Annotated in this window: 21 protein-coding genes; 19 read left to right on the top strand and 2 right to left on the bottom strand. The window is 38.1% G+C overall.

Features of this window, described 5'->3' with window-relative positions; genetic code table 11:
• Positions 1-100 precede the first annotated feature (100 nt).
• The 5 genes from ACFSGI_RS16870 (at position 101) to ACFSGI_RS16850 (ending at position 6,279) form a co-directional block, all read left to right on the top strand.
• Positions 101-775 (top strand): sulfite oxidase-like oxidoreductase, encoded by a 675-nt coding sequence (locus ACFSGI_RS16870; protein ID WP_204825356.1) that lies wholly within the window; start codon positions 101-103, stop codon positions 773-775.
• 4 nt (positions 776-779) lie between these two features.
• Entirely contained in the window at positions 780-1,508 is a 729-nt protein-coding gene (locus tag ACFSGI_RS16865) for a nucleoside phosphorylase (RefSeq protein WP_204825355.1), read from the top strand.
• Between the two features lie 252 nt (positions 1,509-1,760).
• Positions 1,761-2,771, top strand: coding sequence for a substrate-binding domain-containing protein (locus tag ACFSGI_RS16860; RefSeq protein ID WP_204825354.1), 1,011 nt, complete (start codon positions 1,761-1,763; stop codon positions 2,769-2,771).
• Positions 2,761-4,632, top strand: a complete 1,872-nt coding sequence (locus ACFSGI_RS16855) for a cache domain-containing sensor histidine kinase (RefSeq protein WP_204825353.1) — start codon at positions 2,761-2,763, stop codon at positions 4,630-4,632. Before ACFSGI_RS16860 ends, ACFSGI_RS16855 begins: the two co-directional genes overlap by 11 nt.
• A 336-nt stretch (positions 4,633-4,968) precedes the next feature.
• Entirely contained in the window at positions 4,969-6,279 is a 1,311-nt protein-coding gene (locus ACFSGI_RS16850) for a response regulator transcription factor (RefSeq protein WP_204825352.1), read from the top strand.
• A gap of 145 nt (positions 6,280-6,424) precedes the next feature.
• Here ACFSGI_RS16850 and ACFSGI_RS16845 read toward each other — a convergent pair whose 3' ends face one another.
• On the bottom strand, positions 6,425-6,862 hold the full coding sequence (locus ACFSGI_RS16845) for a VOC family protein (protein WP_204825351.1): 438 nt from the start codon (positions 6,860-6,862) through the stop codon (positions 6,425-6,427).
• A 93-nt stretch (positions 6,863-6,955) separates the two neighbouring features.
• On the opposite strand from ACFSGI_RS16845, the gene ACFSGI_RS16840 reads away from it, so the two are divergent.
• From ACFSGI_RS16840 to mnhG, 8 genes are all read left to right on the top strand, one after another.
• Positions 6,956-7,912 (top strand): helix-turn-helix transcriptional regulator, encoded by a 957-nt coding sequence (locus tag ACFSGI_RS16840; RefSeq protein ID WP_204825350.1) that lies wholly within the window; start codon positions 6,956-6,958, stop codon positions 7,910-7,912.
• 144 nt (positions 7,913-8,056) lie between these two features.
• Entirely contained in the window at positions 8,057-8,224 is a 168-nt protein-coding gene (locus tag ACFSGI_RS16835) for a hypothetical protein (RefSeq protein WP_175425127.1), read from the top strand.
• A 236-nt stretch (positions 8,225-8,460) separates the two neighbouring features.
• Positions 8,461-11,391, top strand: a complete 2,931-nt coding sequence (locus ACFSGI_RS16830; RefSeq protein ID WP_204825349.1) for a Na+/H+ antiporter subunit A — start codon at positions 8,461-8,463, stop codon at positions 11,389-11,391.
• A 1-nt stretch (position 11,392) separates the two neighbouring features.
• Positions 11,393-11,731, top strand: a complete 339-nt coding sequence (locus ACFSGI_RS16825; protein ID WP_069326639.1) for a Na(+)/H(+) antiporter subunit C — start codon at positions 11,393-11,395, stop codon at positions 11,729-11,731.
• 10 nt (positions 11,732-11,741) lie between these two features.
• On the top strand, positions 11,742-13,256 hold the full coding sequence (locus tag ACFSGI_RS16820; RefSeq protein ID WP_379283996.1) for a Na+/H+ antiporter subunit D: 1,515 nt from the start codon (positions 11,742-11,744) through the stop codon (positions 13,254-13,256).
• A gap of 8 nt (positions 13,257-13,264) precedes the next feature.
• Positions 13,265-13,741 (top strand): Na+/H+ antiporter subunit E, encoded by a 477-nt coding sequence (locus ACFSGI_RS16815; RefSeq protein ID WP_204825347.1) that lies wholly within the window; start codon positions 13,265-13,267, stop codon positions 13,739-13,741.
• The gene (locus tag ACFSGI_RS16810; protein ID WP_204825346.1) at positions 13,741-14,055 is read left to right on the top strand and encodes a Na(+)/H(+) antiporter subunit F1; all 315 of its coding nucleotides are present in this window, start codon (positions 13,741-13,743) and stop codon (positions 14,053-14,055) included. Before ACFSGI_RS16815 ends, ACFSGI_RS16810 begins: the two co-directional genes overlap by 1 nt.
• A complete protein-coding gene (mnhG, locus tag ACFSGI_RS16805; protein ID WP_379283716.1) occupies positions 14,009-14,422 on the top strand; it encodes a monovalent cation/H(+) antiporter subunit G in 414 nt (137 codons plus the stop codon). The genes ACFSGI_RS16810 and mnhG overlap by 47 nt, the downstream gene beginning before the upstream one ends.
• A gap of 132 nt (positions 14,423-14,554) precedes the next feature.
• On the opposite strand, the gene ACFSGI_RS16800 is transcribed toward mnhG, so the two are convergent.
• On the bottom strand, positions 14,555-14,941 hold the full coding sequence (locus tag ACFSGI_RS16800; protein WP_204825345.1) for a carboxymuconolactone decarboxylase family protein: 387 nt from the start codon (positions 14,939-14,941) through the stop codon (positions 14,555-14,557).
• A 107-nt stretch (positions 14,942-15,048) separates the two neighbouring features.
• Here ACFSGI_RS16800 and ACFSGI_RS16795 point away from each other — a divergent pair, with 107 nt between their 5' ends.
• From ACFSGI_RS16795 to ACFSGI_RS16770, 6 genes are all read left to right on the top strand, one after another.
• A complete protein-coding gene (locus ACFSGI_RS16795) occupies positions 15,049-15,450 on the top strand; it encodes a MerR family transcriptional regulator (protein WP_204825344.1) in 402 nt (133 codons plus the stop codon).
• A gap of 14 nt (positions 15,451-15,464) precedes the next feature.
• Entirely contained in the window at positions 15,465-16,385 is a 921-nt protein-coding gene (gene cysK / locus ACFSGI_RS16790; protein WP_204825343.1) for a cysteine synthase A, read from the top strand.
• Between the two features lie 170 nt (positions 16,386-16,555).
• Positions 16,556-17,644 (top strand): helix-turn-helix domain-containing protein, encoded by a 1,089-nt coding sequence (locus tag ACFSGI_RS16785; RefSeq protein ID WP_204825342.1) that lies wholly within the window; start codon positions 16,556-16,558, stop codon positions 17,642-17,644.
• A gap of 303 nt (positions 17,645-17,947) precedes the next feature.
• The gene (locus ACFSGI_RS16780; protein WP_204825341.1) at positions 17,948-19,138 is read left to right on the top strand and encodes an ABC-three component system protein; all 1,191 of its coding nucleotides are present in this window, start codon (positions 17,948-17,950) and stop codon (positions 19,136-19,138) included.
• Positions 19,135-19,614 (top strand): three component ABC system middle component, encoded by a 480-nt coding sequence (locus ACFSGI_RS16775; protein WP_204825340.1) that lies wholly within the window; start codon positions 19,135-19,137, stop codon positions 19,612-19,614. Before ACFSGI_RS16780 ends, ACFSGI_RS16775 begins: the two co-directional genes overlap by 4 nt.
• Positions 19,611-21,557 (top strand): DUF3732 domain-containing protein, encoded by a 1,947-nt coding sequence (locus ACFSGI_RS16770; protein ID WP_204825339.1) that lies wholly within the window; start codon positions 19,611-19,613, stop codon positions 21,555-21,557. The genes ACFSGI_RS16775 and ACFSGI_RS16770 overlap by 4 nt, the downstream gene beginning before the upstream one ends.
• Positions 21,558-21,561: the final 4 nt, after the last annotated feature.

Raw genomic sequence — 21,561 nt, 5'->3', positions numbered from 1 at the left:
GCAGAACAGTACACGAATAATGATAAAGTAATAGATAGGCTACAAGAGTATATAGACATCATATAGAGAGAAAACGATATGAACAGAAGGAGGGTATCCAGTGAAAAATAAAGCAGAACGGATCAAAAATGCCAGAGTGCCATTATCCAAACATCTAGCAGACGATCAGGCAGACCGTTTACCACCAGGTCAATTTTTAACCGAAACGTTCCCGATATTGCATGAAGGCGATGTACCTGATGTAGACACAGATACATGGCAGTTGAAGATTTTTGGTGAAGTGGAGCAAGAACGAGTATTTTCATATGCCGATTTGCAGACTTTGCCTAAAGTACAGATGACCAGCGATATTCATTGTGTGACGCGTTGGTCGAAATTTGATACGCTTTGGGAAGGGGTACGCTTTCGCGATCTGTTAGAAGTATTGGATGTGAAGCCAGAAGCGAAATATGTGATGGTACATGGTGGCAATGATTATGAGACCAATGTTCCACTGGCAGACCTCTTGTCTGACAATGTATTGCTAGCGTATCATTATGATCATAAGCCACTGACACCCAAGCATGGATATCCTGTACGTCTGGTGGTACCACATTTGTATTTTTGGAAAAGTGCGAAATGGATTACAGGGCTTGAATTTATGAAAGAAGACCGTCCCGGATTCTGGGAACAAAATGGTTTTCATAATGAAGCCGATCCGTTTGCAGAACAACGTTTCTCTGGTGAAGCTTTGCCGATACCGGAAGATGAATGGACAAAAAAGGAGTTTGATTAATTCAATGTTAATGCCTATTTTGCAAATCAATAGTGAAGATGTACCTGAATACGCGATTGTCTGTGGTGATCCTAAGCGTGCGGCTCATATCGCTTCATTGTTAGACAATACAAGGGAATTAGCATTTAGCCGGGAGTATCGTAGTTTTGTCGGTACGCGTGATGGAATTGAATTGGCTGTAGTTAGTCATGGTGTAGGTTCTCCTGGAGCAGCCGTTTGTTTTGAAGAATTGATTCGTGCCGGTGTCAAAACGATTATTCGTGTTGGTACAGCAGGTTCATACTCTGCCGATCATCCAGCAGGTAGCCTGATTGTCAGTACAGCGGCAGTGCGTACCGATGGATTAACTCGTCAGCTTGTTCCTGAAGCGTTCCCGGCGGTAGCGGATAGCGAAGTCACCGAAGCATTGTATCAAGCGGCACGTCAAAGTGAAGGTATTGTGCAAAAAGGAATAACGGTTACACTGGATGTCTTTTTCAACGGAGTCGAAGAATTTCCACACAAAAAGTACAAACAAGCCGGCGCTTTAGCGGTAGAAATGGAAATTTCAGCACTATACATTATCGCTTCTCTTCGCGGGATTCGTGCAGGAGCCATTGTCGCTTTAGACGGTTATGCGGATGCGGATCTAGCTGAAGAGTATGATCCGAATACAGATACCGTTGCTAATGCTATTCAACGCGAGATTGAAGCGGCGATTCAAGCAACGGTTACACTAGCAAAACGTGGATAAAGAAGTATAAGAAACAGATGAACTCTTACAAATGTAAAATCATATATGAAAAAACCTGTACTCATAATCATCGTGAGTGCAGGTTTTTTTGGTTTAATTGTTTTTTGTGTCGCATTAGGTTTCTAAATAGCTCTCAAGCATACAATCATCGTCCGCCTTTTACAATTAAAGCGTTTTCTTAATAAATGATTTGAGTTATATTAGATCATATGAAAATGGTTCAGGGACATGATCTGGAGGGAATATCGAATTATGCGTAAAATGCTGTTGATCTATATGATTTTGATCGGCGCTTTGATTATTTATATTATGCAATATCGATTAGATGAGAAATCTGCGGCTTGGACAGAGCAGGGATTAAAGGGGAATATTGACGAAAATTATGTGATGGTTACTTTCCAGTCTGGAATGGAATATTGGAAAAGTGGGCTGAAAGGATTCGAAGATGCCGCTGAAGCGCTAAATGTATCGGTTGAATATCGTGGTGCGACTCAATATGATGCTCGTGAACAAGCGCTTGTCTTGGATCAGATTATTGCGAAAAAGCCAGCCGGTATCGCTATATCTGCAATAGACTCGCCAGCATTGGTCAAATCGGTGAATAAAGCGGTAGATGCCGGTATCCCTGTAGTCATGTTCGATGCCGAAGCATCTGGTAGTAAAGCGTACTCTTTTTTAGCAACAGATAATACCAATGCAGGCACGACAGCCGCCGATCAGATGGCTAAATTAACGAAGCATCAAGGAAAGATAGCCATTATTACATTAACCAATCAGCAAAATCATAAAGAACGAACGCAGGGATTTGAAAAAGAAATCAAAAATCGCTATCCCCAGATGAAGATTATTGCAGTAGATAATCACGAAGGCGATGCGGTCAAAGCAGAGCAGATTACAACCCGCTTATTACGTCAGTATCCTGATCTCAAAGGTATTTTTATTACTGAAGCGACAGGAAGTTATGGCGTAGGGCGAGCCGTCGAACAATCAGGACGTACAGGTGCAAGTAAGCCTGTTATTATTAGCTTCGACACCAATAAAGAAACATTAGATATGATCAAGTCAGGTACGATCAATGCAACCATTGCACAAGGAACATGGAATATGGGCTATTGGTCACTACAATATCTGTTTCATTTACATCATGGATTGACTGTTCCTGCCCGTTCGCTTAGTGGTATTGTATCGCCTGTACCTGTTCGTGTAGATACCGGAATCTCTGTAGTGACTCAAGAAAATGTGGCTGATTATTATGCGAAATAAATGGATACGCCGCTCTTTACAAAAAGATTGGCGGTACTGGCATCCTGAAAATTTACCTTTACGCCATCAATTGATTGTTTTGTTTTTGATGGTCGGTATTTTGCCTGCGATTTTACTGGGAATTATGGTGAATTGGACATCCAATCAGATTATTGAGCGTCAGGTGACTGCGAATACGATGCAATTAATTAGCAAGGTCAACCAAACGCTAGATACGTATATGGAAAATATGCAAAGTATCACGTATTTAATTAGTTTTGATCGTAATGTAGATCAATTTCTAGCCGGTCAATCGTTAAACAAAAATGATGCTTCGGATACATCGACTTATCAGATTCGGCAGTTTTTGCAAGGATTTACAACGGTGTATTCGGAGATTGCAGGGATTCTAATCGTCAATACCAAAGGCGATTATATCAGTAATGAACTGTATGCAAGGTACAATCAAAGTCTAACCAAAGAAGATTGGTATCAACAAGCGATCAAGCAAAAAGGTATTTTTACGATTATAGGACATCCATCCGGTCGTAATATTACCAGTCATGCGAATTACGGCGAAGATGAAGTAGTCACTGTGGTGCGGTCGATCAATGATCCGACAACAGGTGAGGTCAAAGGTGTGATTTTGATCGATCTCAAATTACGAGTTATCGCTCAAGCAGCCAAAGATGTCACACTGGGCAAAACGGGGTATCTGATGGTAACCGATCCTACGGGGCATGTCATTTACGCACCATCCGATACATTTATGCAAAGTATTCCTGCCAAATTGACGGCTTCGTTACGGCAATCGGAGAATGTATTTACCGAAGAGATTCAAGGGCAGCAATTGCAATTTATTTATCGAACATCATCATATACAGGCTGGAAAACAGTCGGTGTTTTTCAATTTAGTGAATCTGTAGCGGAAGCACGTACGATTCGCTTTTATATCGTTATTTTTCTTTTCTGTGTCTGCTTCACAGGGCTGACGGCTTCGTATGGATTAGCCAATTCGATTTCTAGACCGATCTACCGACTATCTTCGTTGATGCAAAAAGCAGAATCAGGAGATATGACTTCTCGTTATATTAGCAATAGACGGGATGAAGTAGGGATGTTGGGTCGTAGCTTCAATCGCATGATGAATGAAATTCGTAATCTGATCTCGCTAAACCAGCAAAAAGAACAGCAAAAACGAGAAGCTGAATTACGTAGTCTACAAGCTCATATTCGCCCGCATTTTCTATACAATACACTGGATACCATTCATTGGATGGCTCAGAAAAAAGGAGCAGACGATGTATCCAGTATGGTCGATGCTCTATCCAAACTTTTCCGTATTGGGCTAAGTCGTGGTAGTGATATGATCACTCTTGCAGAAGAAGAACAGCATATCGTCAGTTATTTGCAAATTCAGAAAACACGTTATCGGGATCGACTACAATACGATATCGCTGTAGAAGAATCTGTCCGCAACGTATACGTGATGAAATTGCTATTACAACCGACTGTAGAAAATGCAATCTATCATGGAATCAAAGCAAGACGCGGACCTGGTATTATCCATATTGCAGCAGAACAACAAGATGACAAATTAGTGTATACCATAAGCGATGATGGCGCAGGATTTAGTGAAGAACGATTGATTCAAATCCAACACCAACTAGCCGAACCGCTCGAATGGATCGGACAACAAGGCCCTGAACCAACAGGCAGCTATGGTCTACTCAATATCCAAGCCCGTATCCATCTAGCCTATGGCACAAGCTACGGCGTAAGTATTCACCCGCGCCCAGAAGGCGGGACAACAATCCAAGTCACCCAACCATTGTTATGGAATATGCCAAGCGCTTGGCACCATAAGCGCGACCAAGTGTAATAAAGAAATGATTTTTGCAAAGCAAAATATCTTACGATAAGCGCTTGGCAATATAAGCGCGACCAAGTGAAATGAAGAAATGATTTTTGCAAAGCAAAATATCTTACGATAAGCGCTTGGCACCATAAGCGCGACCAAGTGAAATGAAACAATGATTTTTGCAAAGCAAAATATCTTACGATAAGCGCTTGGCACCATAAGCGCGACCAAGTGAAATGAAACAATGATTTTTGCAAAGCAAAATATCTTACGATAAGCGCTTGGCAATATAAGCGCGACCAAGTTCAATGAGAAAATGATTTTTGCAAAACCAGATCGTAAAGGAGACGAATATCAATGAGTGCGGTATATAACGTATTAATCGCTGATGATGAGCCGATTATTCGTGAAGGAATTCGAGATTGCGTTGACTGGGATAGTCTGGGGATGATCGTTACCGCAGAAGCAGAAGATGGGGAAGAAGCATTAGAGATTGCACTGGAACAACAGATTGATATTTTGTTGGTCGATATGAATATGCCTTTTTTGGATGGGATTTCTTTAATGAAGCGACTGCGTACCGAGCGTCCTCATTGTCGCTTTGTGATTATTACTGGACATGATGAATTCAAATATGCACAAGAAGCGATTCGATTAGGGGTAAAAGATTATATTCTCAAGCCTGTCGATCCGCTTCACCTGTATGATGCGTTGCACCATATTCGCACTGAAATGAACGGAACACTGCATCAAGAGCAGTATTTAAAGTTAGCAACAGATCAGATTCAGAAGAACACATCATTGTTACAAGAACAATTTTGTCTGGATTGGTTGAGTGGCAGACTGAGTCATGAAGAGATTAAGCAACAATTAGCCTTTTTGCATTTACCGGTGTGCTTACCGTCCACATTAGCATTAATCCGCTGGTCAGGTCATGCGGAAGGAAGACCGATGCTCAAAGAACAAGATAAGCAATTAATGTTGTTCGCGATAGGTAATATTGCCGCCGAGTTGTTACAACCAGCTCCACTTGTTATTTGTAGAGAATCATCAGGGTTGTTAGTCATTTGTGCATGGTATCCACCAGATCATTTCACTGTTTCTTCTATTCATGATAATGAACAACAAGCAGATGAAATGATGAGCGCTGTCAAAGATTGTATAGGTCTACATGTGCAAGTACATCTGCAATCAGCGGATAGCATAGATGAAGAGCACAACAATACCGTTATACGTGCCGATCATTCTCTACTTTCAGAACAAGATGTAGATTACAGTCAAGTCATGACAGCTACTTATCGACAAGCCAAATTGCAATTAGACGGGCAATCGAGAGTATCTCCACTGGTAAGACGAGCGCGTGATTACATTCAGACCCATTACCATAATCCCGAATTAACATTGGAAAAGTTAGCAGATGTGTTGCAAGTCTCTTCAACCTATCTGAGTCGCTTGATGAAACGAGAGCTAGGGCATTCTTTTATTCATGTATTAGTGCAGATTCGGATTCAAAAAGCGGTTCATTTGCTGAAAGAAACCGAGCTATCGATTCTCGATATTGCGCTTCAAGTCGGCTACGATTCGCAACATTATTTCAGTACAGCTTTTAAAAAAATGATCGGTGTATCACCGAATCAATATCGCCGTGATACTGTAGAACAATCGTAAACCATCATGTATACCTATGTTGATGAACCTACACGACAGATATACTTTTTATAAAATAAATCAATTTCATCAGCAAAAAGACCTTATCGCTATAGCTAAGGTCTTTTTGCTTATTTACAGTTGGATAATTATCGTGCAGATGTGTTTATTTTTCGGTCACTAACTGAATCACTACTCCATACGGATCTTCTACAATCGCATACGCTTTAGAAAATAAATTAGGAGCAAGTGGAACGATTGTACGCGTCTGAGTATGTTCTAAAAGTAGATGGTACAAGGTTGTAATTTCGGCTTGCGATGATGTAATACATAAAGAAAAATTAGTTCCTTTGACCAATTCAGAAGCATCGCTCATTAATTCATCGGCAATCATTAATTGACTATTACCGATATTTAACACAGAATGAGCGATCCAATCTTTTTCATTTGCTGGATACGTATAGGTGGGGTCTAATCGTTCTGTAATCTCTTGATTGGTAATACAAAAAACAAGTTGTGCTTGAAGATGAGTCTGGTAAAAAGAGATTGCTTCTTTAGCTTGACCATGTAGAGATAAAAAAGTACTTAGGTTTAAATGAGACATATATATCACTCCTTTGATTGAATACTTTTATTGTATGGTAGAATAGTGTCAAATCATGACACTATTAAAAAAAGTAAAATCAAGGAGTACGATATGAACAAAAATGAACGTCTGATTCAGCAGATGATCTATATTAATACCAAAAAGCATTTTAACCTGAGCGATCTTATTGAAACTTTTGCGATTTCTAGAAGTACTGCTTTACGGGATATCGCTTCGTTAGAAGAATTAGGAGTTCCACTGTATTCAGAAAAAGGAAGTCATGGTGGTTATCGTGTATTAACGAACTCATTATTGCCGCCGATTTATTTTAATACGAATGAATTACACTCGATTTTCTTTTCATTACAATTATTAAAAGGTTTAGTAAAAACACCTTTTCAACATAACTATCAAGAGATCAAAACTAAATTGTTAGCAACATTACCTGATAAGCACAAAGAACAAATGGCGCAAGCCGAGCAATGGATTCAATGGATCGGTGTAGAACAGCAACAAGAAGTACCCTGGATTGTAGAACTATTTACTGCAATTGTTGGCAGACAGGTGATCGAAATTATGTACAATCGGTATCATCAAGATCGACGGATCATACAACCACTGCGCTTATCGATATGGGATGGATACTGGTATTGTTTGAGTTGGGATCGAAACAAACACGAATTTCGCAATTTTCGTTGTGATTATATAGAGGAGTTACATATCACCGATCAGCAGGGTACCGAGTGGACAGCCGAGCAGATTCATACGTTAACAACGCAACAATTTGATGTACAACGTCCGCTATCTTTTCAGGTCAAAGTGGATCAAGAGGGTATCGAACATTTTTATAAAAAAAGGTATTCCAATATGTCTTTGCAACAGGTAGATACAGATAATGAGGCAGAAAATAAGGAGCATTATATTGTAGGAACGTTTGGTGAAACTGAGATCTCTTTTTTGGTGGAGTACTTTTTGGGCTTCGGTCAACATATTGAAATTGTTTCGCCACCGCTTTTGCGTACCGAATATCAGCGATATGTCAAAAAGATATTAGCTCAGTATGAGTAATCCTTTATTAGAGGTCGTATATTCAGTTGCCTAAAATTTTAAAGAGTGCAAATCAATAGCGATTCATCGATCACATTTCAGTGTAATAATCCTCACAAGATGATAAAGCGTACCGCAAAGGACGCTCAAAGGAGATTACGGACAATGGACGAAAATCGCAATGTAGATGTAGATAAAAAAGAGGTACGTGTAGAACGTAAATCAGACTCAAGTATGGTCGCTTCTACTTTTATTAAATATGCTGCTTATATTATTATTTTGGCAATTGTGTTATGGTTCTTAGTGAAGTATATTTTCCCTATGTTCTCATAAACATATGCGATTGGATTCGTAATTAACATTATAAGGTATGTAAAACGGAGGAGCCTGTCAACAAGGCTCCTTTTTGCTGTTTTTTGGGTTATTTTGACCTAATTTAGCCTAAAATGATGAAATTACGGGCAAGAGATGCTGTTTTTGGGTACTATAAAGGTAAAGGGCTTTTTGTATACATTCATTAGAAGAATACAAGAAGTAAATAGATAAAAAAATTGGGGGTGTCAACAAGAGTGTATGTATTGCATGCTGCTATTATCATTCCGTTTTTATTTGCAATTTTTGTGCCTCTGATCCGTAAAGGATTGCCGCGTATACATACAGGTTGGATCGTTTTAGCTATTCCGACCTTATTATTTGCAAATTTTCTACGTTACTTACCTGCGATTCAGTCAGATACCAGTGAGTCGATTAGTGTACCCTGGGTGCCTTCATTAGGAATTAACTTCACTGTATATGTAGATGGGTTAAGTCTTTTATTTGCGCTACTGATTACAGGTATAGGTGCATTAGTGGTGTTATATTCTATTTTTTACCTTGATCCTGCCAAAGAAGCGATTCATCGATTTTATTTATATCTGATGATCTTTATGGGGGCAATGCTTGGAATCGTTCTTTCAGATAATATGATCGTGTTGTATACATTCTGGGAATTGACCAGTATCTCTTCATTTTTATTGATTGCTTTCTGGTATGAACGAGATCGTTCGCGTTATGGAGCACTCAAATCGATGTTGATTACTGTACTTGGTGGATTTGCGATGTTAGCTGGTTTTATATTGCTACATTCAATGACAGGTACATTTAGTATTCGTGAAACGATTGCGGTATTAGGTGATATACAAGGTCAGTCTTTATTTGTACCAGCAATGATATTGATTTTGCTAGGGGCTTTTACCAAATCCGCACAATTTCCTTTCCATATCTGGTTACCGGATGCGATGGAAGCACCAACTCCGGTCAGTGCTTATCTGCATTCAGCGACGATGGTCAAAGCAGGCATTTATCTTGTTGCTCGTTTTAGTCCTATTTTTGCTGTTCAAGCGGAATGGTTCTGGATTGTCTCGACAGTCGGTATTGTAACGATGTGTTATGGTTCGATATTAGCTGTCAAACAAACCGATCTCAAAGCATTATTAGCCTATTCAACCATCTCGCAGTTAGGTTTAATTATGTCTTTGTTCGGTGCTGGATCGGCTGCTGTTTATTACGGATATGGCAATGAGTCACTTCTATATACGACAGCAACCATGGCGGCTATTTTCCATCTGATCAATCATGCCACATTCAAAGGCGCTTTATTTATGGTAGCCGGTATTGTCGATCATGAGACAGGTACACGTGATCTGCGTCGTCTGGGTGGATTGATGAATGTAATGCCGATTACATTTACAGTGGCAGGAGTCAGTGCATTTGCAATGGCTGGTATTCCACCGTTTAATGGCTTTTTGAGTAAAGAGTTATTTTTAGAAGCGATGGTAGAGCTAAGCCATATGGAAATCTATCGCTTAGAGACATGGGGCATCTTATTCCCTATTCTGGCTTTTGTCGGCAGTGTATTTACATTTGTCTACAGTATGATTCTGGTGTTCAAAACATTCAGAGGCCCACTTCAACCGGACAAATTAGGCGGTACTCCGCATGAAGCGCCGATGGGTATGTTGATCTCGCCAGTTATTTTGGGATTATGTGTGGTAGGATTAGGATTTTTCCCGAATGTGTTGTCTTATAGCATTATTGAACCTACGATGCGAGCGGTATTACCAAGTTTGGTCGCACCGGGGCAACATTTTGACGTGCATATTTCATTCTGGCATGGGATTACACCAGCGCTGTTAATGACAATAGGCATTATTGTGTTAGGAACACTAATGTATGTATTGTTAGGACGCTGGAAAGGGATTTATAGCAAATATCCTCAAACGTTAACATGGAATCATCTCTATGATAGTACCCTGAAATGGGGCGAAAAAGGTTCTAAAGCGTTAACCAATCAATATATGAGTGGTTCTGTGCATAACTATTTAATTTATATTTTTATATTTATGATTATTTTGATGGTAACTGTATTCTGGCGAGCAGATGGGATGTCGTTACTGACAGCAGGAGCAGCATCTATTAGCATTTATGAAATTGTATTGTTAATTGGTCTGGTTGCAACTGCTATTGCTGTTCCATTTGCAGGTAAACGTCTTACAGCGATTATTATGACCGGAGCTGTCGGTTATCTGGTAACTTTGTTTTTTGTTCTTTTTCGTGCACCGGATTTGGCGTTGACACAGATGATTGTAGAAACAGTCTCTGTATCTTTATTTTTACTTTGCTTCTATCATATGCCTGAATTACGACGCGAAATTGTATCCAAACGGTATCGATGGGTGAATATTATTGTGTCGGTCGGTGTGGGTGTAGTGATGACCTTTATCGCGTTAGCAGCCAGTGGTAGTAGCACTTTCGATTCTATTGCTACCTTTTTTGTAGAAGGTAGTCATGATCTAGGTGGTGGCGATAATATCGTCAACGTGATTCTGGTAGATTTCCGCGGATTTGATACGATGCTTGAGATTACGGTGCTGGCTATCGCTTCGCTGGGTATCTATTCTTTAATTCAGCTTCAAGTCAAAGGAAATGATACCGGCGCACGTATTCATTATTTGCGTAATAAAGATGTACAGACGCATCGTGTAGATGTGGGACGTACTCGCCGTGAGACAGTAACGGTTCAACGAAATATGACCCAATTCAAAAGTAACGATGTGATTTTGGAAACGAGTACCAAAGTGATCGTATTTATTATTTTAACGTTTGCTTTATATCTATTCTTTGCAGGTCATAACAATCCAGGTGGCGGATTTGTCGGTGGATTGATGACCGCTTCAGCGCTGATTCTACTGGCATTAGCGTTTAATGCAGAAACGGTTAGACGGATACTACCTGTCGATTACCGCACAGTGACAGCAGTCGGATTAAGTATTGCGTATGCAACAGGAATCGGTTCATTTTTCTTTGATGCTCCATTTTTGAGTCAATCGTTTGGTTATTTTGAATTGCCTTTATTGGGCAAAACAGAACTAGCTACAGCTACGCTATTTGATCTAGGAGTGTTTCTGACAGTGCTTGGTGTGACGATGACAATTATTTTACAGATTGGGGAGGATCGCTGATATGGAAGTATGGATGTCCATTGCTGTTGGGATATTATTTGCAGTCGCGGTATACCTGATCTTGTCGCGCAGTCTGCTACGCATTATTTTGGGAACATCGATTTTGACACATGGTGTGCATTTATTATTGCTGACGATGTCGAGACTCAAGTCAGGAGCACCACCATTATTAGGGGAAGAGTCAGGTTCTTATGTAGATCCTTTACCACAGGCTTTGATTTTAACATCAATCGTTATTAATTTTGGTGTAACTGCGTTTTTCTTTGTCCTCGCTTATCGTTCGTATCTTAAGCTGAAGACTGATGATATGGAGGAGGTGAAAATGGAAAGTGACGAATAATTTATTAATTATGCCACTATTGATTCCTTTGTTAGCCGCAGTCCTTCAAATATTCGGGATGCGTAATGTGCCGATCCAGCGTTGGTTAGGTGGTATTGCTGTTATCGCCAATGTTGGTGTAGCGGTCTGGATTGTGATTAGTGTACGAATGGAAGGGATACAGACGCTTGCGATGGGTGGCTGGGCGGCTCCTTATGGAATAGTGTTTGTCGCCGATATGTTTGCTGCTTTGCTCGTATTAACTACATCGATACTAGGTGCTGTATGTTTATTTTACGCCTTCGCCAGTATCGGAGAAGAACGTGAAAAGCATCACTTTTATCCATTTTTCCAATTTTTATTAGTAGGAGTATACGGTTCATTTCTAACAGGCGATTTGTTTAACTTATTTGTGTGTTTTGAAGTGATGTTAGTATCTTCTTATGCGTTGATTGTATTGGGTGGAACGAAACGTCAATTGCAAGTGACGTTAAAATACATTTTGATCAATATTGTATCTTCTTCTTTATTTGTGGCATCGATGGCTTATCTCTATGCGGCAGTAGGTACACTAAATATGGCTCATTTATCACAGCGTATATCTGAAGCAGGGCAAAGTGGAATTTTGGGTGTGATCGCCTTTCTATTTTTAATCGTTTTCGGGTTAAAAGCAGGGCTATTCTTATTTTTCTGGTTACCAGGTTCGTATGCTGCTCCACCTTCTGTGATTACAGCGATTTTTGCAGGTCTACTCACCAAAGTAGGGCTATATGCTATTATTCGCACATTTACATTGATTTTTTATCATGATACTGGCTTTCTGTATACATTGATTGGTTGGATGGGCATTGCTTCTATGGTGCTCGGTGTGATTGGAGCAGTCGCTTATCGAGATGTAAATAAAATTCTGGTCTACAATGTAGTCGCCGGAGTAGGGTTGATCGCTTTTGGATTGGCTACTGCGAATAGTGCAGGGATCGAAGGAGCTATTTTCTATATGCTTCACGATATGATTGTCAAAGCATTATTGTTCTTATTAGCAGGTATAATGATTGCCGCATTAGGAACGACAGAGTTAAAACATATGAGCGGACTGATTAAGCGTTATCCGTTTACAGGATGGATGTTCTTTATTACAGGGCTTGCACTGGCAGGAGTACCACCACTGAGCGGATTTGTCGGCAAGTTATTGATTGTTCAAGGCGGTATGGAGCGCGGTTGGTATACGATGACGATTATTAGTCTGCTAGCCAGTCTATTGATGTTATATTCAGTGATGCGTATCTTTATGTTAGCCTTCTGGGGCAAAGATCGTGCGCTAATTGACGATCGAGCGGCTTTTCAAGATAGCCCAGAAGTGAAGCGAGAAGTGTACCATGAATGGTCGCCTTTCCGTCCTCGTCGATTGATTGGAGCATCTTCTGTATTATTTGCATTTGTGATTCTGATCGGACTGGGTGCAGGTTGGATCGAGACTTTTGTTGCACAAGCGACAGATGTACTGATTGATCCGACATTGTATATCCAAGCCGTATTGAAGGAGTAGGTGAAGCTATGGCTTTTCAAATTATTCTTAATCTGTTGATAGCTTTGATCTGGATGTCCTTGCATACGACTTGGGATACACTCAACTTTGCGATTGGTTATCTGATCGGGTTACTGCTGATTTATATTATGCGCCGCTTTTTTGCAAGAGAATTTTATGGGATCAAAATATGGGCGGTTATCAAGCTGTTAGTCTTGTTTATCAAAGAATTGATTGTATCGAGTATGGTTGTACTCAAACATATTATTAGTCCACGTCTCAAGTTCAAACCAGGGATTCTGACGTATCAGACTGAACTCACTTCGGATTGGGAATTGACGTTATTATCTACACTGGTGACGTTAACACCGGGTACGATTCTAATTGAGATTTCACGTGATCAACATCTGGTCTATATTCATGCTATGGATATACAAGATGCTGAAGAGTTGTCTGCTCATATTCGTGGAACCTTTGAACAGGCAATCAAGGAGGTGACCCGATAATGTTACAAGTCTCTTTATTGATTGCTTTGATTTTGTTATCGCTGGCTGTGGTCGGTTGTATGTTTCGGGTATTAAAAGGGCCTTCGATGGCAGATCGAATTACAGCATTGGATACAATTGGTGTTAATCTGATTGCGATTATTGCTGTATTATCGATGATGCTGGATACACAAGCGTATCTGGAAGTGATGTTGTTAGTAGGAATTTTAGCCTTTCTAGGAACAGTTGCTTTTGCCAAGTATATTGAAAGAGGGGTGGTCATCGAACATGAAGACGAAGACAGAGATGATCGAGATGATCCAGTGGATCGGTGAACCCGTTATATCGATTCTGGTGTTACTGGGGGCGCTACTTAGTGTACTGAGTGCATTCGGAATTATCCGCTTCCCTGACGTGTACTTGCGCTCTCATGCCGCTACCAAAAGTGCAACGTTGGGTGTGCTATGCGTACTATCCAGTGCCTTTTTATTTTTCTGGTTATATGATCATTATCCAAGCGCACGCATTTTACTAGGCATTGTATTCGTATTTATTACAGCACCGGTAGCCGGACATTTGAATGCTCGAGCGGCTTATCGGACAGGTGTTCCTCTATGGAAGCTGGAGAAAGATGAATTAAAACCAGCGCTAAAAGAAAAAGGAATAGACCGCGAAAAAGCGAAAAAAGAACCACTGAATTAAGCATAAGTTCATAAGCGAAATGATGGCATCATCGTATCGCAATATCAAAGCCCACATCTTCTATAGTCTGGTAGAAGTGTGGGCTTTTGCTATAGTTGCTCATTGTGGTGATGTGTATAAACAGAAAAGTATTTATAGCAGTTCAATCCCTCGTTGTGCAAATACTTCTTTGGCTATAGTCATCGCGTTCAATACCCGCGGAAATCCGATATAAGGAGAGCAATGAATTATCGTTTCTACAATTTCGTTAGGGGTAATTCCAACATTCAGGCTAGCGTTCAAATGCACTGTTAATTGAGCGGCACAGTCACCTTGAGTAATCAGTGAAGAAATAGTGATAAGTTCACGCTGTTGCAAAGTCAGGGTATTCCGAGAATAAATATCACCAAAAGCAAATTCGATAATGTATTTGCCAAGATCAGGTGCGATCGAAGCCAAAGAGTCTATCACCCGTTGTCCAGCTTCTCCATCCACTTCTAGCAACTTGTTCCAACCTTGAGTATAACGATCATTAGACATATGAATAGCTCCTTTATATTGATATATATGAAGTACAAGAGCAATAGTAAACGTTAGAGCGCGCTCTAATGCAAATCTTTTTTTGAGGATCGTAGTATACTAGAAGTATGGACAAATTATATTCGATTCAACAAATAACCGAAATCACAGGATTATCTGCATATACATTACGTTATTATGAAAAAATTCATTTGATACATGATATTCAAAGAGATGATAAAGGCTATCGGCAATATACAGCAACAGATATATTATGGTTAGATTTTTTAATGCGCTTGAGAGAAACAGGCATGTCGATACAAGATATGAAAGTATTTGCTGATCTTCGCAGTCAGGGAGATCATACCGTTTCATTACGAAAACAACTATTACAAAGTCATTATCAATCGGTGCAGTCCCGGATCGACCAACAGCAACAACATTTGAACAAGATTGCTGATAAAGTAAAGCATTATACTGGATTAGAAGATCAAGCAAATCTATCATCATCTAGCAAAGATTTTAAATAAGGAGATGCACCTCTATGAATACAAAAGTTGTTCAAAATATATCCGAATTAGTAGGCGATACGCCTGTTGTACGGTTGCATCATTTACCTGATGCAGAAGATGCGGCTGTGTATGTAAAGTTAGAATATTTTAACCCGAGTGGTAGTGTGAAAGATCGAGCGGCACTGAATCTGATTGTACGTGCTGAACAAGATGGACTATTGCAAGCAGGGAGTACGATTATTGAACCGACCAGTGGTAACACAGGGATCGGACTAGCGATGAACGCGGCGGCAAAAGGGTACAAAGCGATAATGATTATGCCGGATAATATGTCACGTGAACGTATCCAGATTTTGCAAGCATATGGAGCTGAAGTGGTATTAACACCTGCTGTGGAGAAGATGCCAGGTGCGATTCGCAAAGCAGAGCAGTTATTAACAGAAATTCCGAACAGTTATATGCCCAGACAATTTGATAATCCAGCAAATGCAGATGCTCACCGACACACAACTGCTATTGAAATTTTGGAGCAGATGGAATATCAGTTAGATACATTTGTTGCTTCCGCAGGGACAGGAGGCACAATCACAGGGACAGGTGAGACATTGAGACAGCATTTGCCTGATGTGCGTATTCTGGTTGTTGAACCGCAAGGATCGCCTGTATTGTCTGGTGGACAGCCAGGCCCACATAAGCTAGTCGGTACTAGCCCGGGATTTGTACCCGCGATTTTGAATACCTCTATTTACGATCAGATTGTACAGGTAGCTGACGAACATGCGATTCAGACGATGCGTGATCTGGCTAAGTATGAAGGCATTCTAGTCGGCCCTTCTTCGGCGGCAACGGTGTGGACAGCATTGCAAGAAGCGAAGCGTCTAGGCACAGGTCATAAAGTATTGTGTATTGCACCGGATAATGGAGAACGGTATTTGAGTATGGGTTTATTTTAAGATTGGATAACGAGATTACTTTTAACCTACAGAATGATTATGCTGTAGGTTTTTTTACTTGTAGTCAGTGTAGTCAGGCAAGCAACATATTGTTTCTTCAAAAAGCACAACGAGCATCAAAAAACGATTTGGATTTTCTTACATAATAAGATCAGAAAGGAGAAGTGATCATGAACGATTTGATTCAAGAGATGATCGATTGGATTGAAGCACATCTATTCGAAGATTTCTCATTGCTTCGGTTGAGCGAGAAGATGGGCTATTCTCCGTATTATTGTTCGTTCAAATTTCGCCATTATACAGGAGTCAGTATTAAAAGCTATCGTACCCTGCGGAAATTATATGTAGCATCTCTTTCTCTGGTAGACAGCCAAAAGCGTATACTCGATATCGCGATCGAACATGGTTATTCTTCTCAAGAAGCATTTGCTAGAGCGTTCAAAGATGTATTTGGTGTAACCCCTATGACATTTCGCAAGCAACAAAAGCCGTGGCAATCATATATCAAACTTACTATAGAACAGGGAGAGAATATGAGCATGTTAGATATTTCGCAAAAATTAGTAATTACTGAATTACAAAATCAATTAACCGCTTTTGCTGATCAAGATATTTTGAATGTATTGAACGGGCAAGTGATGTTTGAACAATTTCGTACACAGGAGTTAATGGGGCAAAGCGATTATGTTCCTTTTAACGAAGCGATGTGTGTCCATGAGGCAACCGCAGATATTTTCAGCCCATTGTTCAATGAAGTACGTGCCGAAGGGCATCATAGCTCATTAGCAGGTTATGAGAAAGTCGTTATTCAACCTTTGCAACCTTTATTTACTAATTCATATCGCTGTATCGTGCTCTGGTTTGGCGAAGATATGTTTTGTCAGATCAATCTACTCACTATACTGTCTTATCTAGAGCAATCCGGTTACGATGGGATCGTCTATTTCAATGCTGTCCAAGAGCAGACTTATGATGTACAACAAACCGAGATTACATTAGGCGGGTATACGTCGTTGTATCGTGAAGTGGTGTTGGAGAAAAAAATGCCAAATGTACCATTAATGCCTGTGCTGTATCAAGGCATTTCCTTGTATCTGGACTTGCATCAAGACGAGAATGAATTAACCCGCTACATTTTGAGTCATCCTAAAGAAAGCAAAGAAGAAGTGATGCAGAGTATGCTGAAATTATTCCAACGCTACGGACTTGGCGACCGGCAGTATTTGGAGTTGATTGAGAAGGTAAGAGGGGAAGTATAGATACAGAAGTGTGATAGGCTGATACTGATATCATCAGGGTCAGTCTTTTTTTGATTAAGTCATTTTATATTTAGTTGAATAGATAATTACAATAATTGAATATGGATTATTTTAAAAAGCACTATATCTATACTAGGTATAATGCTTTTTTTATATTTACTAAAAATATTATTTAGGAACTTAATAACAAAAGATACTTAAAAATAATAAATATATTAGAACAAATGTTTGGAAGGTATTGGATTCTAATGAAAGAATATGTAATTTAAAAAGGTTTAAAGTTTTTATTGGAGGAGATTTTATTTGTCTACAAATATACATTCAGCAAAAGGACAATATCTAGGCTATAGGTTTCAACCTTTATATGCGCTGTTAATTCTTTTAAAAGAAAGTTTAGATGATTCAGACAGAGTATCAGTAGAACAAGATGATGATGTTACATTAAATGGAACAGAAGTAGTTATACTTTATCAATTGAAACATACCATATCTAAACCATCGACTTTAACGGTAGCTAATGAAGGCTTATGGAAAACAATTAGAATATGGTCACAGTATGCTAATTCCAAAAAACATAAATTAGTTTTTGTTACACAAGATAATATAACAAGTAATAACTTGTTGATTAAATTGGTAAATGGTGATAAAGAAAGAGAAGATGTTGTAGATTTAATGATAAAAGAGGCAAATAAAGTAATTGAAGCTAGAAAATTAGCAATCTTAAATAATAAAAAAAGTTTACCTTATGAAGGTAAATTCTTGGGATGTGAATCATTTTTAAGTTTAAATAAAGATGAAAAATTATCACTTATCAATAAAATAATAATTCGTTCAAGCAGTTTTGATATTTTTCATGTAGAAAAAGAAGTTATTGAATGGTTAAAAGATGTTGTTGTAAAAAAAATGCGCCAGTCTATTGCAAATCGTTTGCTGGAATGGTGGGATAAAAGAATGATAGATTGTACAAACGGTGTTACAAAAGAAGAATTAACAACTTATATCCAAAATTTGATTGGACAGTTTCAAGATGATAATCTACCAGATGATTTTTCTAAACTCTTGCCATCAGTGTTAGATATAGAAATTGGAGGAGGGATGGAGCAACAAATAGATTTAGTAGATGGAGGAAGTAGTCGTAAAAAAAGAGCAGCAATTGCTAGATGGAGATCTAGAAATCAGAGAGAAAAATGGATAAAAGATGACATACTTAATGCATTTGAACTTGAAGAATACGATGAAATCTTAATTGAATCTTGGAAAGATCGCTATGAACCAATGCAGGATGATACTTTTGGTAAAACAGAAGAACACTGTAAACAAGAAGGTTTAAAAATTTTAGATTGGACTCATTTTAATGCGCATCAAGATATTAACGCTTTACGTACTAAATGGATACATTATTTTTTAATTCAAGGTTCTTATCAACAATTATCAAACGAATTTAAAGTGGGTTGGCATCCTCAATTTAAAACAATATTAGGTGATGATAAATGACTTCAGTAGATATTTTATCTATGACTAATCCTGCCCTAAATTCTTTATTATTAAGAAATTTCATCAAAGGATATAATACTAATCTTAAATCATGCCCATTTCTTTTACTTTTTTTACCCTTACCTTTTGTTTTATCTGAATCTACAAGAAAAACATTTAAAGGTACAAATTCAGCTACAGGATTGTATACTTGGTTAACTAGAAATCAAAACCTTTTAATTAATCTTAACAATAGAATCGAAATGTCTAGTAGTATTACTAGAAATGCAATTATTTTTGGTTGTTATAATCAATTGCTAGTTATTAATGAGGATGGAACTTTAAACGCTATAAATAAAGGAATAACAATCAATAAGTTAAAAAACTCTTCAGTTGAAGTTACAGAGATGTTAGATACATCTAAAAGACTAGGATGTTGGTTTTCACAAATAGAATCTACTACTAATATATTTAATAGTTTGGGGTTAACATTATGAAAAGATGGAATATAAGAAAAATTTTATTATATAGTCATGATCAAAAAATAAGCGAAATTATATTAGATCTTGAAAAAGTAAATATCATAACTGGCGATTCACAAACTGGAAAATCTGCATTGCCTGAAATAATTGACTATGTTTTAGGTTCTCAAGAATGCCATATACCAACATATGTAAGAAGGACTTTGAGTTGGGTTGGTTTGCTTTGGGTAAAAAATGAAACAGAATACGCTATGTTTAGAAAAGTTCCTAGAGCTCCACAAAAGTCAAGTTCGAGCATGCATATTATACAAGGAAAAAGCATTTCTATACCACTAAATTCTAATAGTATTCCTCCTTCTACTAATATTGAAGGGGCTTTAAAAAAGTTTGAACGCCTTTTAGGTATAGGTGATGCTAAAAGTGAAGTTTATGGTTCTGAACGGGAAAGGAAAAATATTTCTATAAGAAGTGCTGTGCCTTATTTATTACAAGATGATGCTACAATCATTAATAAAAATAGTCTATTAAGAGGAATGGAAGATTACGGTAAGCGACAAACAATTATAGATGCTTTGCCTTATTATTTGGGAATCACAGATGAAAAAACAATTGATAAGGAAATCGAACTAAAAATCTTATTAAAAAAGCTAAAACGTTTTGAAAAAGAGCTTTCTGAAGATGAGAAGATAGCAGATAGTTCTAAAGCGTTTGATTTATTATTTCAAGCAAAACAACTAGGACTTACTGAATTTTCTTCCCTTAATTTAAATGAAAACAAACTTAATAAGCAATTAGAGGAAATATCTGATTGGACGCCCTCATTAAATACTGGAATAGAAGATAATGAATTAACAATATTAAATGACAATCTTTTAGAAAAACAAAATGAAACAATCTCTATCAAGAGAAAGATAATGCATGCTAAAAGATCTTTGCAATTTGCTGACGATTTTGAAAATACAGCTCATAATCAAAAAAGAAGATTAGAAGTTGTGAAAATTTTTAAGGAAATAGTAGAACCTTCCTCTTGTCCTTTATGTAATCAAGTACTTAAAGAACAAAATAATTCTGTACAAGAAATATACAAAACTGTAAATGAAGTAAATAGTGATCTTGAGTCTATAGAGAAAGAACGTCCTAAAATCGATCAGTACATCATCTCTTTAAAAGAGAAGCTATTGAATCTAAATGAGGAAATAATACAAATCCAAAGGGAAATCTCTTCGCAAATTAAAGTGGAAGACGAATATGACGAAAGCATTGTTTTAAATGATAGAAGAAATAGATTAATTGGAAGCATAAAATTTTATTTAGATGCAGTTAAAAAAATTACTTTGAAACCATCTTCTACTTCGTTTCTAAGTATTAATAGGTTAAAAGAAAACATAGATTCATTAAGTGCAGAGATCGATGTTGAAAGTCGAAAAGAAGCATTAGAAAATGCAGAAATACAAATTGCAAGAATTGCAAAGGATATTATCTCTCAATTGCCTTTTGAAGCTAGATATCAAAACAATCCCATTTATTTAAATTTTCGATCTTTTAAAATAGGTGTATCATTACCTTCTAGAATTGAATATATGCGAGATGTAGGATCAGATGAAAATTATTTAAGTCTGCATGTTTCAACTATGTTAGCATTTCATCGATATTTCGCAGAGTTTAACCGACCTGTTCCAGGAGTGATCTTATTTGACCAACTTAGTAGACCCTATTTTCCCTCTGATGAAGAATCAAATATAGTTGAAATTGGAACAGAGCTCGATAATGATAGAAAATCTTTATTGCAATATTTTGATTTTTTATTTAAAGAAGTCGAAAAAGGGCATTCTCTACAAATTATAGTAATTGAACATGCTTATTTTAAAGATAATAAGCGATATACAGATGCAGTTAAAAAAAGATGGAAAAAAGAAATTGATGGTTTAATCCCTATTGACTGGCCAGAGAGGGATTAAAGTT

Origin of the sequence: Paenibacillus nicotianae, assembly GCF_042681745.1 — a bacterium.
Taxonomy (GTDB): Bacteria; Bacillota; Bacilli; order Paenibacillales; family Paenibacillaceae; genus Saccharibacillus; species Saccharibacillus nicotianae.
The sequence above is the reverse complement of the archived record's forward strand: the minus strand, read 5'-3'. Positions and strand labels throughout refer to the sequence as shown.

What these genes read in the sequence shown, in the direction of transcription:
- ACFSGI_RS16865 (WP_204825355.1), top strand. Translation starts at nt 780, where the DNA reads ATGTTAATGCCTATTTTGCAAATCAATAGTGAAGATGTACCTGAATAC.
- ACFSGI_RS16860 (WP_204825354.1), top strand. Translation starts at nt 1,761, where the DNA reads ATGCGTAAAATGCTGTTGATCTATATGATTTTGATCGGCGCTTTGATT.
- ACFSGI_RS16855 (WP_204825353.1), top strand. Translation starts at nt 2,761, where the DNA reads ATGCGAAATAAATGGATACGCCGCTCTTTACAAAAAGATTGGCGGTAC.
- ACFSGI_RS16850 (WP_204825352.1), top strand. Translation starts at nt 4,969, where the DNA reads ATGAGTGCGGTATATAACGTATTAATCGCTGATGATGAGCCGATTATT.
- ACFSGI_RS16845 (WP_204825351.1), bottom strand. Translation starts at nt 6,862, where the DNA reads ATGTCTCATTTAAACCTAAGTACTTTTTTATCTCTACATGGTCAAGCT.
- ACFSGI_RS16840 (WP_204825350.1), top strand. Translation starts at nt 6,956, where the DNA reads ATGAACAAAAATGAACGTCTGATTCAGCAGATGATCTATATTAATACC.
- ACFSGI_RS16835 (WP_175425127.1), top strand. Translation starts at nt 8,057, where the DNA reads ATGGACGAAAATCGCAATGTAGATGTAGATAAAAAAGAGGTACGTGTA.
- ACFSGI_RS16825 (WP_069326639.1), top strand. Translation starts at nt 11,393, where the DNA reads ATGGAAGTATGGATGTCCATTGCTGTTGGGATATTATTTGCAGTCGCG.
- ACFSGI_RS16820 (WP_379283996.1), top strand. Translation starts at nt 11,742, where the DNA reads ATGCCACTATTGATTCCTTTGTTAGCCGCAGTCCTTCAAATATTCGGG.
- ACFSGI_RS16815 (WP_204825347.1), top strand. Translation starts at nt 13,265, where the DNA reads ATGGCTTTTCAAATTATTCTTAATCTGTTGATAGCTTTGATCTGGATG.
- ACFSGI_RS16810 (WP_204825346.1), top strand. Translation starts at nt 13,741, where the DNA reads ATGTTACAAGTCTCTTTATTGATTGCTTTGATTTTGTTATCGCTGGCT.
- mnhG (WP_379283716.1), top strand. Translation starts at nt 14,009, where the DNA reads ATGAAGACGAAGACAGAGATGATCGAGATGATCCAGTGGATCGGTGAA.
- ACFSGI_RS16800 (WP_204825345.1), bottom strand. Translation starts at nt 14,941, where the DNA reads ATGTCTAATGATCGTTATACTCAAGGTTGGAACAAGTTGCTAGAAGTG.
- ACFSGI_RS16795 (WP_204825344.1), top strand. Translation starts at nt 15,049, where the DNA reads ATGGACAAATTATATTCGATTCAACAAATAACCGAAATCACAGGATTA.
- cysK (WP_204825343.1), top strand. Translation starts at nt 15,465, where the DNA reads ATGAATACAAAAGTTGTTCAAAATATATCCGAATTAGTAGGCGATACG.
- ACFSGI_RS16785 (WP_204825342.1), top strand. Translation starts at nt 16,556, where the DNA reads ATGAACGATTTGATTCAAGAGATGATCGATTGGATTGAAGCACATCTA.
- ACFSGI_RS16775 (WP_204825340.1), top strand. Translation starts at nt 19,135, where the DNA reads ATGACTTCAGTAGATATTTTATCTATGACTAATCCTGCCCTAAATTCT.
- ACFSGI_RS16770 (WP_204825339.1), top strand. Translation starts at nt 19,611, where the DNA reads ATGAAAAGATGGAATATAAGAAAAATTTTATTATATAGTCATGATCAA.